The organism is Streptomyces sp. NPDC030245 (assembly GCF_055572995.1).
Genome location: NZ_JBVICF010000002.1, coordinates 35,068 through 50,605, shown reverse-complemented (window position 1 = coordinate 50,605; position 15,538 = coordinate 35,068). Strand labels below are relative to the sequence as shown.

The 15,538-nt window shown below is 69.6% G+C and carries 11 protein-coding genes and 4 pseudogenes; 9 read left to right on the top strand and 6 right to left on the bottom strand.

Annotated features, from left to right (window positions below; all coding sequences use genetic code 11):
• Positions 1 to 31: 31 nt before the first annotated feature.
• Complete coding sequence (locus ACZ4Z4_RS04820) at positions 32 to 379, top strand: phosphotriesterase family protein (protein WP_468322265.1); 348 nt, start codon at positions 32 to 34, stop codon at positions 377 to 379.
• A 66-nt stretch (positions 380 to 445) separates the two neighbouring features.
• Here ACZ4Z4_RS04820 and murJ read toward each other — a convergent pair.
• From murJ to ACZ4Z4_RS04805, 3 genes and pseudogenes are all read right to left on the bottom strand, one after another.
• Positions 446 to 2,130 (bottom strand): annotated as a pseudogene (murJ, locus tag ACZ4Z4_RS04815) (murein biosynthesis integral membrane protein MurJ).
• A gap of 202 nt (positions 2,131 to 2,332) precedes the next feature.
• The gene (locus ACZ4Z4_RS04810; protein WP_468322262.1) at positions 2,333 to 2,500 is read right to left on the bottom strand and encodes a hypothetical protein; all 168 of its coding nucleotides are present in this window, start codon (positions 2,498 to 2,500) and stop codon (positions 2,333 to 2,335) included.
• A gap of 175 nt (positions 2,501 to 2,675) precedes the next feature.
• Positions 2,676 to 3,701: a serine hydrolase domain-containing protein gene (locus ACZ4Z4_RS04805; protein WP_468322260.1), complete on the bottom strand. Its 1,026-nt coding sequence runs from the start codon at positions 3,699 to 3,701 to the stop codon at positions 2,676 to 2,678.
• 444 nt (positions 3,702 to 4,145) lie between these two features.
• Here ACZ4Z4_RS04805 and ACZ4Z4_RS04800 point away from each other — a divergent pair, with 444 nt between their 5' ends.
• Together ACZ4Z4_RS04800 and ACZ4Z4_RS04795 are read left to right on the top strand one after the other, a co-directional pair.
• Positions 4,146 to 4,739 carry a hypothetical protein gene (locus ACZ4Z4_RS04800; protein WP_468322258.1) on the top strand — a complete coding sequence of 198 codons (594 nt, stop codon included), beginning with the start codon at positions 4,146 to 4,148 and terminating at the stop codon, positions 4,737 to 4,739.
• Positions 4,740 to 5,136: 397 nt separating this feature from the next.
• On the top strand, positions 5,137 to 6,534 hold the full coding sequence (locus ACZ4Z4_RS04795) for an MFS transporter (protein ID WP_468322255.1): 1,398 nt from the start codon (positions 5,137 to 5,139) through the stop codon (positions 6,532 to 6,534).
• A 90-nt stretch (positions 6,535 to 6,624) separates the two neighbouring features.
• On the opposite strand, the gene ACZ4Z4_RS04790 is transcribed toward ACZ4Z4_RS04795, so the two are convergent.
• On the bottom strand, positions 6,625 to 6,906 hold the full coding sequence (locus ACZ4Z4_RS04790) for an NUDIX domain-containing protein (protein WP_468322253.1): 282 nt from the start codon (positions 6,904 to 6,906) through the stop codon (positions 6,625 to 6,627).
• 162 nt (positions 6,907 to 7,068) lie between these two features.
• On the opposite strand from ACZ4Z4_RS04790, the pseudogene ACZ4Z4_RS04785 reads away from it, so the two are divergent.
• From ACZ4Z4_RS04785 to ACZ4Z4_RS04770, 4 genes and pseudogenes are all read left to right on the top strand, one after another.
• Positions 7,069 to 7,176 (top strand): annotated as a pseudogene (locus tag ACZ4Z4_RS04785) (pirin family protein); the annotation flags it as partial.
• A 131-nt stretch (positions 7,177 to 7,307) separates the two neighbouring features.
• Positions 7,308 to 8,810 carry a sigma-70 family RNA polymerase sigma factor gene (locus ACZ4Z4_RS04780; protein ID WP_468322251.1) on the top strand — a complete coding sequence of 501 codons (1,503 nt, stop codon included), beginning with the start codon at positions 7,308 to 7,310 and terminating at the stop codon, positions 8,808 to 8,810.
• Between the two features lie 180 nt (positions 8,811 to 8,990).
• Positions 8,991 to 11,372, top strand: coding sequence for a non-reducing end alpha-L-arabinofuranosidase family hydrolase (locus ACZ4Z4_RS04775; RefSeq protein WP_468322249.1), 2,382 nt, complete (start codon positions 8,991 to 8,993; stop codon positions 11,370 to 11,372).
• A gap of 63 nt (positions 11,373 to 11,435) precedes the next feature.
• Positions 11,436 to 13,625 carry a WD40/YVTN/BNR-like repeat-containing protein gene (locus tag ACZ4Z4_RS04770; protein WP_468322247.1) on the top strand — a complete coding sequence of 730 codons (2,190 nt, stop codon included), beginning with the start codon at positions 11,436 to 11,438 and terminating at the stop codon, positions 13,623 to 13,625.
• A gap of 217 nt (positions 13,626 to 13,842) precedes the next feature.
• On the opposite strand, the gene ACZ4Z4_RS04765 is transcribed toward ACZ4Z4_RS04770, so the two are convergent.
• Positions 13,843 to 14,133: an SbtR family transcriptional regulator gene (locus ACZ4Z4_RS04765; protein ID WP_468322244.1), complete on the bottom strand. Its 291-nt coding sequence runs from the start codon at positions 14,131 to 14,133 to the stop codon at positions 13,843 to 13,845.
• A gap of 183 nt (positions 14,134 to 14,316) precedes the next feature.
• On the opposite strand from ACZ4Z4_RS04765, the gene ACZ4Z4_RS04760 reads away from it, so the two are divergent.
• A complete protein-coding gene (locus ACZ4Z4_RS04760) occupies positions 14,317 to 14,712 on the top strand; it encodes a hypothetical protein (protein ID WP_468322241.1) in 396 nt (131 codons plus the stop codon).
• Between the two features lie 242 nt (positions 14,713 to 14,954).
• Positions 14,955 to 15,116 (top strand): annotated as a pseudogene (locus ACZ4Z4_RS04755) (hemerythrin domain-containing protein); the annotation flags it as partial.
• Here the strand turns inward: ACZ4Z4_RS04755 and ACZ4Z4_RS04750 are convergent.
• A pseudogene (locus ACZ4Z4_RS04750) lies at positions 15,073 to 15,519 on the bottom strand (cbb3-type cytochrome c oxidase subunit I); the annotation flags it as partial. The pseudogenes ACZ4Z4_RS04755 and ACZ4Z4_RS04750 sit on opposite strands and share 44 nt — an antisense overlap.
• Positions 15,520 to 15,538 lie beyond the last annotated feature (19 nt).

Sequence of the window (15,538 nt, the reverse complement as noted above, 5' to 3'; positions counted from 1 at the left end):
CTGGTACTGCGAGCTCTAGTACGACCAGGACATGCGGACCGCCCCCACCCGTGAGCTCGCCGACGACCTCGTACGCGAGATCCGCCACGGGGTCGGCGGCAGCGACATCCGGCCCGGGATCGTCGGCGAGATCGGATCCGACCGCCACCGCATCTCCCCGGTGGAGGAAATGGCCTTCCGCGCAGCTGCCCTGAACCCGGCCCGCCCCATCCAGTCGCACCACATCTACCTGCGGCTCAAGCAGCTCGGACTGGGCGGTCTTGCGGGCCGCAACACCGCCCGTCTCGCGTTGGCAGCCGCCGTTCCTGCCTCAATCCTTGCCATTCTCACCGGGACCAGCATCGACAACGCGACGGACTGGGCGAATTTCGTCAACTGACAACATCGCCAGACGCGCGCACAGGACCGCCCAGGAAGCACGCCTCCTCGCATCGCCTGGCTGGACTCAGCGCATCCCCGGCAGGCGACGCAACTCGTTGACCTTCATCAGCCGGGCGAGAAGGAGGTACCCCACGGCTGTCGCCAGCACCCCGGCGGCCAGTGCGCCGGCCGTGGGCCCCGTCCCGTTTCCCATGCCCTCACACGCACGCGCCGCAGCCCAGCCCAGGCCGGCGGCCGGGCCCGCGGCGCAGAACAGTTTCACATAGGTGCGGCGCAGATCGCCGTCGTCGATGCGACCCCCGAGCCTCCTGCGCAGCAGGTGCGCGGTGAGTGCGAGACCGGCCACGTAGGAGAGGGTGTAGGCGCCGGCCATGCCGACGACCGCCCAGCGGGCGGGCAGCAGCACATGACAGGCGGTGGCCAGGGCGATGTTGACGCCGGCGATCCAGGCCGCCATGAAGAACGGCGTGCGGGTGTCCTCATAGGCGTAGAAGCCGCGCAGCAGCAGGTACTGGGCGGAGAACGGGATGAGCCCGAGTCCGAATGCCTGCAGCATGTACCCCAGCGGGCGGGTTGAGGCGGTGTCCGCCGCCCCGTGGGCGAACAGCAGCGAGGAGATCTGCGGCCCCAGAGCGAGGAAGAGGAACGCGGTGGGCACGATGATCACGCCGCTGATCCGCAGTACCCGGGACAGGTCCGCGCGCAGATCCGGGATGCGCCCCTCGGCGACGGCCCGGCTCATGCGCGGCAGCAGGGCCGTGACCAGGGACACCGTCACGATCGACTGGGGCAGCATCCAGATGGTCTGGGCATAGGTGTAGGCCGAGTAGCCCGCGCCGGCCTGCGGCAGCTCTTGGTCGGCGGCATTGGCGTAGTTCGTGACCACCGTCAGGGCGACCTGATTGGCCAGGACGAACAGCAGCGTCCACTTCGCCGCGTGGACGCTCGTGCCCAAGCCGGTGCCCCGCCAGTCGAACCGCGGGCGGAAACGGAATCCCGCCGCGCCCGCGCGAACGGGATCAGCGCCAAGGCCTGCACGGCGATGCCTGCCGTCGTCCCGATCCCCAGCAGCCGCACCTGGTCGGCGGTGATGTCCTCCACCCGGTCGGGCACCGTCATCAGCCCCAGATAGGCGGCGAACATGCCGACCAGCACCATGTTGTTCAGCACCGGGGTCCACATCATCGCGCCGAACTTCTCGCGGGCGTTCAACACCTGCCCGTAGACGCTGAACAGGCCGTAGAAGAAGATCTGCGGCAACAAAAACCGCGCGAACGTCACCGTCAGCTCGAAGGCCTCGTGACTGTCCGGGGTGTCCCGCATGTACAGACCCACGATCTGCGGCGCCGCCCACACCGCCAGCGCCGTCCCCACACCCAGTACGCAGACCACGAGCGTGACCAGACGCTGCTCGTATGCGCGTCCGCCATCGGGTTGCGTCGTCCTGGCCCGCACCAGTTGCGGCACCAGCACGGCGTTGAGCGCGCCGCCGATCAGCAGCGTGTACAGGCTCGTCGGCACGGTGTTCGCCGTGTTGTACGTACTGGCCAGCAACCCTGTGCCGAGCGCTGCGGCCTGCAACACTTGGCGGATCAGTCCCGTCGCTCGTGACACCACCGTGCCAACAGCCATCAGTAAGGACGAACGAGCCAACCCGCCCTTGCCCTTCTTCCGGCGGGCGGCATGCCGCCCTCTTCCCTGCTGCTCCTGCGGCATGGTCTGCGCCGCGGAGTTCGCCCCCTCGACCACGCCAGTACGCACCCGCTCGGTGTTCGTTTGCACGACCTGCGGGGCGGGAGTGCATGCCGACATCGGCGCATCCCACAAGGCCCGGGACTGCATGGAGACGGCGCGGTGGGAGAGGAGCCGGTCTTCAGGTAGGGGGCGCGAGGCTGAGAGGGCGCGCGCTGACCTTCTGACATTCGGCAGTCTGCTGTTCCTGCCGCTGGGTTCACCGCTCACCCTGTCCGCTCCCTCGCTGCTCAGAGGACGCCTCTTCTCGGACAACGAAAAGCCGGTCCGCCACGGCGGCGGCGAGGTGCGGGCCGGTGTTCTCGATCTCCAGGACCACCGTCTCCTGCCGGCGGACGGCCAGCTGGACCGAGCCCGCCGTGGGCACGTTGTGGGCGAGGGCGTTGTCGGGATCTGGCCCAAGTTCTGTGATCGGTGACGGCGCGTCACGGATTTTGCTGCCGGACAGGCTTATAGACCGACTTTCAGGCGGGTCCCTACTTGGAAGCAACGGTGACGATCCGGGTCGTGCTCGACAACGAGGAGCACCGCGGGGCGTGCTCTCAGGCCGCCGGCGTCGGCTCTACTGCGCGTGACACCTCCGCAAGGAGCGACTCGACCTCCGCTCCCCAGCGCGAACTCACCACCAGATCCCGTGCGGGATCGACCCACAGCAGGTGGCCGCCGCCGTTCCCTCGGGCGCAGCGTCCGGAGGACGGCGCCTCGGGCCAGACTGTGAGGTGGTCGTTCAGCCACCACGACAGCCCGTAGTTGGGCTTGACCGGGCAGGGCCGCCACATCTCCTCGGCCCATTGGGCGGAGAAGAGGCGGCGCTCACCCCACTGCCCACTTCGGAGGCAGAGCTGCCCAATCCGGGCCAGGTCGAGGGCGCTGATCCACAGTCCGCCGCCCCAGTGCGCGCCACCGGACACCACGGGGACCCGTCGGCCGTCGAGCTCGACCGCCGAGTCCGCATAGCCGTGCCAGGACCAGCTGGACGAGGCCCCGATCGGCTCCATGATCCGCTCGCGCAGCACCTCGGGCAGGGGACGGCGGAGCAGAACGGTGAGAGCGAGGGCGGTCAGGTTCACCCGGACATCGTTATAGGCCCAGCCAGCTCCGGGCGAGCCTCCGGCCGACTCCGTGCCCTCACGGGTGCTCTGGGCATCGACCCACGTGGGCTTGCCCCAGAGTTCGCCCTCCCACTGGCTGGTCTGGTCCAAAAGGTGCCGCCAGGTGATCTTCCGTCCGTGCGTGTCGCCGAACTGCGGCAGGTCGACCGACCGGCAGACCGGCTCGTCCAGTCGGAGCAGCCCGTCGTCGAAGGCCAGGCCGGCCACCAGGGACAGGACGCTCTTGGTGGCACTGTAGGCCATCTCCTCCCGTTCCGGGTCGCCCCAGGAGGCGAGCACCACGCCCCGCCGCACAACGACCCCGCTCGCTCCCTGTCCGTCGAGCAGGGGGCCCACCACCTCGCGGTGCGAGATGTCGGACACCTGAGTCGCCAGGTACGCCGCCATGTCCCGCACGCCTGGCACCGGGCGCTCGCTCTGCTCCTTCGCCGCGTGCGCCAGCCAGGCAGTGTCCACCCCAGACCAAGGGTCACCGAGATCGACGCCCCCGTTCAGGCGCTCTCCGGTACTTCCCATCAGCCCACCCCTTACTCGTCCGTAGGCGTTCCGGATCACTCCTACCGTATGAATAACCCGGCTATCACCGGTGGGCCGAACGGGCTGGTCACTTCTGACTCTGCCCTGACGTAGCGTCAGGCCAGAGGGACTCGTTTGGGTGGGAGTGGGAAGCCGGCGCAGCCGAACATGTGCCGTTTCAGTGTCTTGTCCGATTGACGGAGCCTTCGGCGTGGCTGGAGTTCCAGTGGGTGGTCAGCCCGGCGTGGACGGCGTCGTAGTCGCTGTTCAGGGCCGTTGGCGAAGGTGCTGATCCCGCGCAGGCCGGAGGCCATCGCCTCGGTGATCCCTGGGGCAGCCGGTAGTTGACGCTCCGCACGGCTTGGCGGAGCCCGGGGACCAGCCGTGGCACCGCTGATTCCAGATGCCCGCGAAGGGCTGACACTGGGCACCTGCACCCAGCCGCCGGACCAGGAACGCTGGATGGCCGACCCCACCATCAGCCGGCTCACCACCGATGACGTCGATATCGCCGGCGAGACCATCGCGATCACCTTGGGGGCCTCGCCGGTCGTCCTCCCGATGCCGCTGACCGTCCTGGTCCGCGAGCTCGTCGTGAACCGACGCGGCAACGCCAAGATCGGCCCCAGAACGGGCAAGGTGTTCAAGCTGACCGTCCGGGACCTCCCCGCGGGGGCCAAGCGGCCCGGTTCACGCCAACACCCGCTTCGCGAGTCTGTCGGTCCGCACGATCCACCCCGGCCCGCACCGCATCGAGGTCCAGGCCAATGGACGCATCCTCGGCGCAACCGAGGTCCACATCACCGCCGCCGAGGCATCGGAGTCTCGACGGACCCAAGAGGACCGCCACCGATCGCGGACCAGGCCATGCACGGCCTGCCGGGTGATATCCATGCCTGGGCCAGCTCAGACACCGTGGTGCCCTGGTCATCCAGGGTTGCCTTGCGAGCCCGGCAGGCCGCAGCGGGGTGTGGGTGAGTTATCGCCTTGCATGGGCGCCGGAGGGGCCTTTACGCTGTTCGAGTTCCGCCTGTGCCCACTCCGGGGCCCGGCGCTGTGTTTCGAGGTGACGACTTATCTCCCAGGCCAAGTAGCCGTCCGCAGTTCCCCACGTTCTGATCGTTTGAACGTGTCCGGGGGCGGACGTTGCGCTGGTCTGAGTTGCGTCACCCACCCCCGTATTTCCCTGTCATTTTCCGGGTGCAGCTCTGCCGTCTGCCCCGGGTTTCGTGTTGTTCGGCCCCGGCGCGGCTGACGGCAGGGCTCCCCGACTCCTTTGAATCAGGAGCCCCCCGCAGTGCCTTCCTCCGCGCTCGACAACGAGCCGCAGCACACTACCGAGCCCCCGAACCGCCCCACACCCGGACCGTCGAAGATGGGTCTGGCTGCCTGGATTGCCCTCCTGGTGCTGCTGGGCGCCGAGCTGATGGACATGATCGACCAGTCGGTCGTCCTGACCGCCCTGCCCGCGATCCAGGAGTCGACCGGCGCCGGACCGGACGCGGTGCAGTGGCTGACCACCGGCTACTCCCTGCCCGTCGCCGTCGGACTGATCACCGGCGGACGCCTCGGCGACCTCTACGGCCGGCGAAAGATCCTCCTGATCGGCACCGTCGTGTTCACCACGGCCTCGCTGCTGTGCGGCCTCGCTGCCGGGCCTGGCGTACTGATCGGTGCCCGCGCCCTCCAGGGCGTAGGAGTGGCCGTCATGATCCCGCAGATCCTGGCCACCCTCCACGTCACCTTCGACGGGCAGAACCGCAGCAAGGTATTCGGTCTGTACGGGGCCGTCATGTCGCTCGCCAATGTCCTGGGCCCGGTGATGGGCGGCCTGCTGACCGAGGCCGACCTGTTCGGGCTGTCATGGCGGCCGATCTTCCTGGTCAACGTGCCCGTCGGCCTCGCCGTGCTCCTCCTGGGACGCCGGTTCATCCCCGAGTCGACCGTGAAGAAGGCCGACCGGCCTGACCTCACCGGCATGCTGCTGTCCGCACTGGCCGTCGTCCTGATCGTCTTCCCGCTCAGCGAGGGGCACCTCCATCACTGGCCACTGTGGTGCTTCGCCATGCTCGCCACTGGTCTCCTCGTGCTGGGCATCTTCCTGCGCCACCAGCAGCGCAAGCAGAACAAGGCACCCCTCGTGCCCCTGTCCCTCTTCCGGGGCAGGCAGTTCTCCGGCGGCACGGCCGCCCAGATGGTGCATGGCCTGCTGTGCGGGCTGTTCTTCATGACCTGGACCCTCTACCTCCAGCACGGACTGGGCATGAGCCCCTTCCACGCGGCCCTGGCCTTCGTGCTCCTCTCCCTCGGCGAGCTGGCCGGCGCGACGATCGCGGCGAAGAGCGGTGGGCGCTTCGCCCGCCGCCTTCCCCAGGCCGGAGCCCTCATCGCGGCTGCTTCGATGGCCGCCTACGGACTCCAGGCCGGAGATCAGGCAGACCTGACCCTGCTGGCGATGACCGCTCCGGTGGTACTGATCGGCTTCGGCCTCGGCATGGTCAGCGGCCCCCTCGCCGACCTGTCGCTGGCCCGCGTCCCGCACGAGAACGCCGGAGCCGCCTCCGGTCTGTTCAACACCGCCATCCACCTGGGCATCGCGTTGGGCACCGCGCTGACAGCCCTGGTGTTCTTCACCACCACCGGCGGCTCACCCGACGCCGGACTCAACCGCGACGCGTTCATCACCGTGCTGTGGTGGGTCGGCAGCCTCCTCACGCTGATGTGGGCCCTTATGTTCTTCCTGCCCGAACGCACGAAGAACCGGGCCGACTAAGCCGGTTTCCCAAGGCGGCGGCACCTCCCAGTGCCGCCGCCTTTGCCTGTACACCTCACACAACGCGCCCCTGTCGCCGAAGCCGTGCGGTCATGTCGGCCTGGAGCCACGCCGCCGAGATCGAGCTGATCGACGTACCGGTCGCATCGCGGCGGGCGCGCTGATCCATACGACGGCTGTCACGCGGGTGAGGGTCTCGCGTGCGTCGTGCGGCACGGCGAGCACGTGGGCGTGCTCAATCCGTGCGGACAGTCCGCTCTCCTCGCCGCACTCTCGTACCGCGGCTGCGGCCGCCGATTCGCCAGGCTCGATCCCGCCCGGCGGGCAGCTCCCACGCAGGAGTGCGTCCCAGACGGCGGCCGAGCAGGACACGGCCCTGGCTGTCGGTCACCACCGCAGCCGCACCGAACACCGCGCCCGGCTAGGGCGGGTGAGCGCGCTCGATGGCTGGCCGGAGCGTGCCTTCTTGCCCAGCACCACGAGGGCGAGCTGTTCTGCAAGGCGGCTGACCTGTGCGAACGCCTTGCCCGTGAGATGTGGTGGAACTTCATCGGCCGCACGCATGCGAACATCACGCAGGCCCGCGAGGACTGGATGACCGGCGACTGCCTCGGTTTCGTGCAGGGGTACGGCAGGGCCCCGGACTGCCCCACGCGTCGCGTGATCGTCACCCCTGGGGGCGACACCGTGGTCCACACGGTTAAGGTGTGGCGCCGTACTCGGCGGATCACTCCCCTGAAGAGATGGGACTGGGGCTCATGGAAGCGGATCACGTGAGGCTGGTCGTCGCTGCGCAGCGCGGTGACGAGCGGGCGCGCGAGGAGCTCGTTTCCGCGTATCTGCCGTTGTTGTACAACATCGTCGGACGGGCGCTGAGCGGCCATGCCGACGTGGACGACGTGGTCCAGGAGACGTTGCTGCGCGCGGTACGCGACCTGCCCGCCCTGCGGGCCCCGGAGAGCTTCCGCTCATGGCTGGTGTCGATCACGCTCCGGCAGGTCAACACGTACTGGCAGCGGCAGCGCACACTCGCCGACCGGACCACGCTGCTCGACGAGGCGTTCCCGGTGCCGGACGCCGCCGCCTCTTTGGAGGAGACGACGATCCTGCGGTTGCGCATGTCGGACGAGCGGGGGCAGGCGGTCGAAGCCGGCCGTTGGCTCGACCCGGAACACCGGGTGCTCCTTTCGCTGTGGTGGCAGGAGTGCGCCGGGCTGCTCAGCCGCCAGGACATCGCGGACGCGACAGGCGTCGGCGTCTCCCACACAGGGGTTCGCCTACAGCGCATGCGCGAGCAGCTGGAACTGAGCCGGACCATCGTCGCCGCACTGGCGGCCGACCCACGCTGTCCGGGCTTGAGTGCGACCGTCTCCGGCTGGGACGGTGCGCGAACGTCCGTGTGGCGCAAGCGGATCGCCCGGCACACGCGCGACTGCGCGACCTGTACGGCAACGGCGGCCGAGCGGGTACCGGCCGAGTTGCTCTTGTCCGGCCTCACGCCGCTGGCCGTGCCGGCGACGCTCCTCGGGGCGCTGGTCGCGAAGGGCCTGCTGTCGGGTACGACGGTGGCGACGGCGGCAACCGCGAGCGCCACGGGCACGGCGGCAGGGGGCGGCGCTCTGCTCGGCAAGCTCCACGTGGTGACCGCCCATCCGATCGCGATCCTCGCCACCGGTGCGGTGCTCGTCACCGGGACCGCCGCGTACGTCGCCTGGCCCGAACCGGAGCACCGGGCGCCGGGTGTCGCCGCCGCGCCGACGGCCGGTACGACCACCCGGGCCCCGTCGGTCACCCGGGCTCCGTCGGCCACCCCGGCTCCCTCGACCACCTCGGCTCCGTCGGCCACGCCGTCGCCGTCGGGTCCGGCCGGGGTTCCGCTGGGCGTGCGGTCCCTGGAGTCCGTGGACCGGCCCGGCCAGTTCCTCACGTACGACGGCGACTTCGCGACGCTCAGCAGCGGTGCTGCCACCTTCACCGTCAGCAAGGGGCTCGCCGACAGCCGGTGTGTCACGTTCCGGGCGGCCGACGGCCGGTATCTGCGCCACCACTACCTGCGGCTGCGCCTGAGCGCCGACGACGGCAGTCGGTTGTTCCGGGAGGACGCCACCTTCTGCCCGCGCCCCGGGACGGTCGACGGATCGGTGACTCTGTACGCGCACAACTACCCGGGATCCGCACTGCGCCCCCGCGACGGATCGATCCGCCTCGACGGCTCCAACGGCACGCGTACCTTCACCGGCCAGGCCTCTTTCGTCGTCCGCGCGCCGCAGAGGTGAGCGCGGGAACCCGCTGACTTCAGCACCGCGCCCCGCATTACGTTTTTCTGCTGCGAGATCCCTCACTGCGCGGGCACGCACATTTTTCGTTACGCCGTCCCACCTTCACCAGCCTCCTCTTCAGGGGCGCGCCTAAACAGGCGTTCCTCGCTGACCTGTCCCCTGAAGAAGGCCACTTCCATGACCAGACACACCGACGAATCCCGGAAAGGCCTGCACCGTCTCCGCCGGCCCCGCCGGACGCTGACGATCGGCCTGACAGCCTCGGCGCTGGTGGCCGGTGTCGTGACGTTGCTCCCCAACTCCGCCGGGGCCGCGAGCCTGGAGGCCAAGGCGTCCTCGTCGGGCCGATACTTCGGTACGGCGATAGCCGCGGGGCGGCTGAGCGACTCGACGTACACGTCGATCGCCGACCGGGAGTTCAACATGATCACCCCGGAGAACGAGATGAAGTGGGACGCGATCGAGCCGTCCCGCGGCACCTTCCGGTTCGCGGCCGCCGACAGGATCGTCAACCGGTCCCTGGAGCGCGGCCAGCGGCTGCGCGGCCACACCACGGTGTGGCACTCGCAGCTGCCGGACTGGGTGAAGGCGATCAACGACCCGGGCACGCTGCGCAGCGTCACGAACAACCACATCAAGACCACGATGGGCCGCTACAAGGGCAAGATCTACGCCTGGGACGTCGTCAACGAGGCCTTCCAGGACGGCGGCAGCGGTGCGCTGCGCGATTCGGTGTTCAAGAAGGTGCTCGGCAGCGGCTTCATCGAGGAGGCGTTCCGCACCGCCCGCGCGGCCGACCCGGCCGCGAAGCTCTGCTACAACGACTACAACATCGAGGACTGGTCGGCCGCCAAGACCCAGGGCGTGTACCGCCTGGTCAAGGACTTCAAGGCGCGCGGTGTCCCCATCGACTGCGTCGGCTTCCAGAGCCACTTCGGGGCGGGCGGCCCGCCGGCCAGTTTCAAGAAGACCCTCGACAGCTTCGCGGCCCTCGGCGTCGACGTGCAGATCACCGAACTGGACATCGCCCAGGCGTCCCCCAGGCACTACGCGAGTGCGGTCAACGCCTGTCTCGGCGTGAAGCGTTGCACCGGAATCACGGTGTGGGGCGTCCGTGACAGCGACTCGTGGCGCGCGGACGAGAAGCCGCTGCTCTTCGACGCGGCCGGCAAGCCGAAGCCCGCGTACGACGCCGTCAAGGAAGCGTTCGACGCCGGGTCGGGCACAACCCCGGCCGACGCGGGCGACGACACCGGCGAGATCAAGGGCGTGCCCTCCGGGCGCTGTATGGACGTCCCCGACTCGTCAACCGCCAACGGCACTCAAGTACAGCTGAGGGACTGCGACGGGCAGTCGAACCAGAGCTGGACGCACACCACCGCCAAGCAGCTGAAGGTGTTCGGCAACAAGTGCCGGGACGCGAAGGCGAAGGGCACCACGAACGGCACCGAGGTGGTCATCTGGGACTGCAACGGCGGCACGAACCAGCAGTGGAACATCAACAGCAACGGTTCGATCTCCGGCGTCCAGTCGGGCAAGTGCGTGGACGCGATCGGCGCGGGCACGTCCAACGGCACCAAGATCCAGCTGTACACCTGCGCCGACGTCGGCAACCAGAAGTGGACCGCCCCCTCCGGGTCGGCCGGTGGCACGTGCGCGCTGCCGTCCACGTACAAGTGGAGCTCGACCGGCGCCCTCGCGCAGCCCGCCCACGGCTGGGCCTCGCTGAAGGACTTCACCCACGTCCCGTACAACGGCAAGCACCTCGTCTACGGGTCGATGTCGACGGGCAGCTCGTACGGCTCGATGGCGTTCGCCCCGTTCACCGACTGGTCCGGCATGGGGAGCGCCCCGCAGACGAAGATGAGCCAGAACGCGGTCGCGCCCACCCTCTTCTACTTCGCGCCGAAGAAGATCTGGGTGCTGACCTACCAGTGGGGGGCTTCGCCCTTCAGCTACCGCACCTCGGCCGACCCGACCAACGCCAACGGCTGGTCCGCACCGCAGCCCCTGTTCACCGGCAAGCTGCCCGACTCCGGGACCGGTCCCATCGACCAGACGCTGATCGGCGACGACCAGAACATGTACCTCTTCTTCGCCGGTGACAACGGCAAGATCTACCGGGCGTCCATGCCGATCGGGAACTTCCCCGGCAACTTCGGCTCGTCGTACACGACGGTCATGAGCGACACGGTCAAGAACCTCTTCGAGGCACCGCAGGTCTACAAGGTCCAGGGCCAGAACCAGTACCTGATGATCGTCGAGGCGCGGGGCGCCAACGGGAACCGCTACTTCCGCTCCTTCACGGCGACCAGCCTGAACGGCACGTGGACCCCGCAGGCCGCCACCGAGTCCAACCCCTTCGCGGGCAAGGCCAACAGCGGTGCTACCTGGACCAATGACATCAGCCACGGTGACCTGATCCGGTCCAACCCGGACCAGACCATGACCGTCGACCCGTGCCGCCTCCAACTGCTCTACCAGGGCAAGGACCCGAAGTCGGACGCCCCCTATGACGCGCTGCCGTACCGGCCGGGCGTTCTGACCCTGAAGCGCTGAGCCGTTCCGCTGACAGCTGTCCGCCGGCTGTCCGCCAGCTATTCGCAAGGAGCACAACCCCCCATGAACACCTCTTACCCCACCCGCACGGGCTCCCGGCGGCGTGGTGTGCACCGTCGCCGCCGGGGCGCCATCGCCGTGCTGCTCGCGGTGCCCGCCGCGGCCGTGCCGTACCTGGTCCTCACACAGGACGACTCGCAGGCCGCGAAGGCCCGGACGTCCGCGACAGCGCCGTACGCGTGGAAGAACGCGCAGGTCGTCGGCGGCGGTTACGTCTCCGGCCTCGTCTTCAACCAACGTGAGCGGGGTCTGCTGTACGCCCGCACCGACATGGGCGGCGCCTACCGCTGGAACGCACGCGCCGAGAAGTGGATCCCGCTCACCGACTGGCTCGGCGAGAAGGACTGGAACCTACTCGGCATCGACTCCCTCGCCACCGACCCCGTCGACCCCGACCGGCTCTACCTCGGCGCCGGCACCTACACCAACGACTGGGCGGGCAACGGCGCGATCCTCCGCTCCACCGACCGCGGCCGCACCTTCCAGCGCACCGAGCTGCCCTTCAAACTCGGCGGCAACGAGGACGGCCGCGGCGCCGGGGAACGCCTCGTCGTCGACCCGTCGAACCACTCGAACCTGCTCCTCGGCTCCCGCAAGAACGGGCTGTGGCGATCCACCGACCACGGTGCGACCTGGCGTCAGGTCGAGTCCTTCCCGGTCAAGGACGGGGCGGGCAGCGGTGCCGGCATCACGTTCGTGACCTACGGGCCGAAGGGCAGCGACACCGTGTACGCCGGCGTCGCCGACAAGTCCGCGTCCCTTTACCGGTCGACCGACGGCGGTGCCACCTGGCAGGCGGTCGCCGGGCAGCCGACCGGCCAGCTGCCACAGCACGGTGTCGTCACGGGCAACGGCACGCTGTATGTGACGTATACCGACAGCCTCGGGCCCAATGGCGTCACCGGCGGCTCGGTCCGCAAGTACACGCCGAACGGCGGGGGTTGGAAGGACATATCCCCCTCGCAGGGCTCGTACGGCTTCTCGGGGCTCGCGGTCGACCCGCGCAAGCCGTCCACGGTGATGGTCACGACGCTGGGCCGCTGGTACCCCGAGGACGAGATCTACCGCACCACGGACGGTGGTTCGACCTGGAAGGCCCTCTCCGGCAGGTCCGTACGGGACGCCTCCGGCGCGCCGTACGTCGGCACCCATACGGGTCACTGGATGACGGCCCTCGCGATCGACCCCTTTGACTCCGGGCACGTGCTGTACGGCACCGGAAACGGGATCTGGCGGAGCGAGGACGCCGACGCCGGGAGGAGCCACTGGACCGTAGGGGCCAAGGGACTTGAGGAGACGGCGATCCTCGACGCCATCGCCCCGCCCGGCGGCGCCACCGTCCTGACCGCCATGGGTGACCAGGGCGGATTCCGCCACACCGACCTGACGCGGGTGCCATCCGGCCGGATGAAGAACCCGCTGATGAGCAACAGCACCGACATCGACTACGCCGCGTCGAAGCCGTCGGTGATGGCGCGGGTCGGTACGGGCGGCAAGCAGGACGGCGCCTACTCCACCGACGGCGGCGTCACCTGGCGGGGCTTCGCCGCCGAACCGGTGGCCGGCGCCCACAGCGGACGCATCGCCCTCGCGGCGGACGGCTCCACGCTGGTGTGGACCCAGTCCGGGCAGTCCCCGTACCGCTCGACGGACAAGGGAGCGACCTGGTCGAAGGTGCGAGGGCTGGGCACGGGGGCAGAGGTCGTCGCCGACCGCTCCTCCGCCCGCACCTTCTACTCCCTGACCGGCGGCACCCTCTACGCCAGCACCGACGGCGGCGCGACCTTCACCGCCCGCGCGACCGGCCTGCCCGCCGAGGGCCGCCTCAAGGCCCTCCCGGGCCGGGCCGGCGACCTGTGGATCACGGGCGGCGGCAAGGGCTTGCTCCGCTCCACGGACGGTGGCGGTAAGTTCACCCGGCTCACCTCGGTGACGTCCGCCTCGGCGGTCGGCTTCGGCAAGGCTGCGCCGCGCGCCCCGTACCAGACGCTGTACCTGATCGGCACGGTCAAGGACGTCACCGGAGTCTTCCGCTCCACCGACAAGGGCACTACCTGGACCCGTGTCAACGACAAGGCACACCAGTGGGGCGCCATCGGCAGCCAGGGCGTCGTGACCGGCGACCCCGACACCTACGGCCGCGTCTACATCGGCACCAACGGCCGCGGCCTCCAGTACGGCGACCCGTCCTGATCCTCGTACGTCACCCGTGACAGCGGGCCGCCCTCCTGGCCGAGGCGACATCACGGTCAGGAGGGCGGCTCGCTGCCCGCGCACGCAGAGCGGGCCGTACCGGCGAACGCATGTGCCGGGACAGCAGCCGGCCCAGCGTGCACCCCCGGAAGGCGGACTATCCGCATAATCGCAATTTCCGGGCCATGCCCCTTCGCTCCCCGAGCGATCGGCACTGCTACGGCGTGCCGGCGAGCCTGCCCATCACGTCGTGCATCTGCTGTGCGGTCAGCGGGGCGGCGGGCAGCGGCCCGTGCGCCGTATCCGTGCTCAGTCCCTTCAGCAGGAAGGCGACTTGGCGGCGCCGGGCGTCGGGCGCGGTATCCGCGACGGCGCGAGCGAGCAGCGCGTTGGTGCCGAAGAAGAGCAGAAGGTCCTCGCCGGTGAAGTCCGGGCGGGTGGCGCCGGCCTGCTGGGCTCGCTCGATGATCTGCGTGGCGGCGTCCGTCGTCCGGTCGCAGATGGCCATCAGGCGCTCGGCGACCGGGTAGCGCCCGCCAACACCACCGCGCCCGTGGCGCAGTCACTCGTGTGCTGGAGTCTGGGCGCGGCGTGTGAAGTGGGTGGTCAAGTTCCGCCCTGGGGGCCCGTGTTGCCCTTTACGATCATTGCGGGTCTCCAGGGGAGGGGCCAGTCTCACCAGGGAGGGAACATGTCCAACGTTTCCAGGCGGTCACTGCTGGGCTACTCGGGCTCGGCGGCGGCAGGCGCGGTGCTCGCCTCGGCGGGTACGGCTCACGCGGACAGCGACAGCACCGATATCAGCACCGGCGACAAGGGGGACAGTGGCGCGCAGAGTACCGAGGCCGGGCCCGCCCGGGCGGCGGCGGTGGCGTTCGAGCCGGGCACCCAGTTCTCCGGGCGAGCCCAGCACGCCTCGGGGTATGCGGAGGTGTCGATGACCTTCAGCATCCGGCACGAGGAGACCTCCGGCCAGCAGGAGATCACCCCTGCGGAGGTCGCCGAGGCCCTCAACGAACTCGCCGCCCGGCGCGGCTGGCCGCGCATCACCTTCTACGGGACGCCGCCCAAGGCCCCGTTGAACTGACCCACGGCGTCGAACGCCCGCTGCCCGCGCGGCCGTCGGATGGTCGTCTGTACACCTCGACCGTGACATCGTCGAAGCCGCCGGCCAGAAGCAGGCTGCGGTACTGGTGGCCGGCGCGGGGCGTACCCAGGAGGTCGGCGCGGGTGTGCGCGACCCTGCGGGTGAGCGCCGCGCCATTCGAGTCGATCATGATGGCGTCCCAGTCCTGACCGAGCAGGACGGTCCTGCCGTCCGGGCAGAGGGCCCGTCGAAAGGCCGTGAAGGCCGCCGAGGCCATGGCGCCCACCCGGCCGCACCCGGGGGTGGAGTCCGGCGCGGCCAACGTGGCCCTCGGGCCGGTGGCCGCGCTCACGGATCGCACCAAGGACGCCGTCCGCAAGGCCATGTGCGTTCGCCGCCGCTGAGCGGCGTGTAGGCCGTCCAGCCGAAGTCGGCGGCGCCCTGCGGGGTGAGGAAGCTGCCGAGCACGATCAGTCCGCCGAAGAGGAACAGCCAGTGGGAGAGCATGTTCAGGCGGGGGAAGGCGACGTCCGGGGAGCCGATCTGCAGCGGCATGATCGCGTTGGCGAAGCCGGCGAAGGTCGGGGTGGCGAAGAGCAGCAGCATGATCGTGCCGTGCATGGTGAAGGACTGGTTGTACTGCTCGGTCGAGAGCAGCTGCATCCCCGGGCGGCCCAGCTCCGCCCGGATCGCCATGGCCAGCGCCCCACCGATCAGGAAGAACGCGAACGACGTAATGAGATACAGATGGCCGATCTTCTTGTGATGCAGGTAAACGCGGGCGCCGCGCGGGCGGATCCGGGGCAATCGCTGAAACGCTGCACGG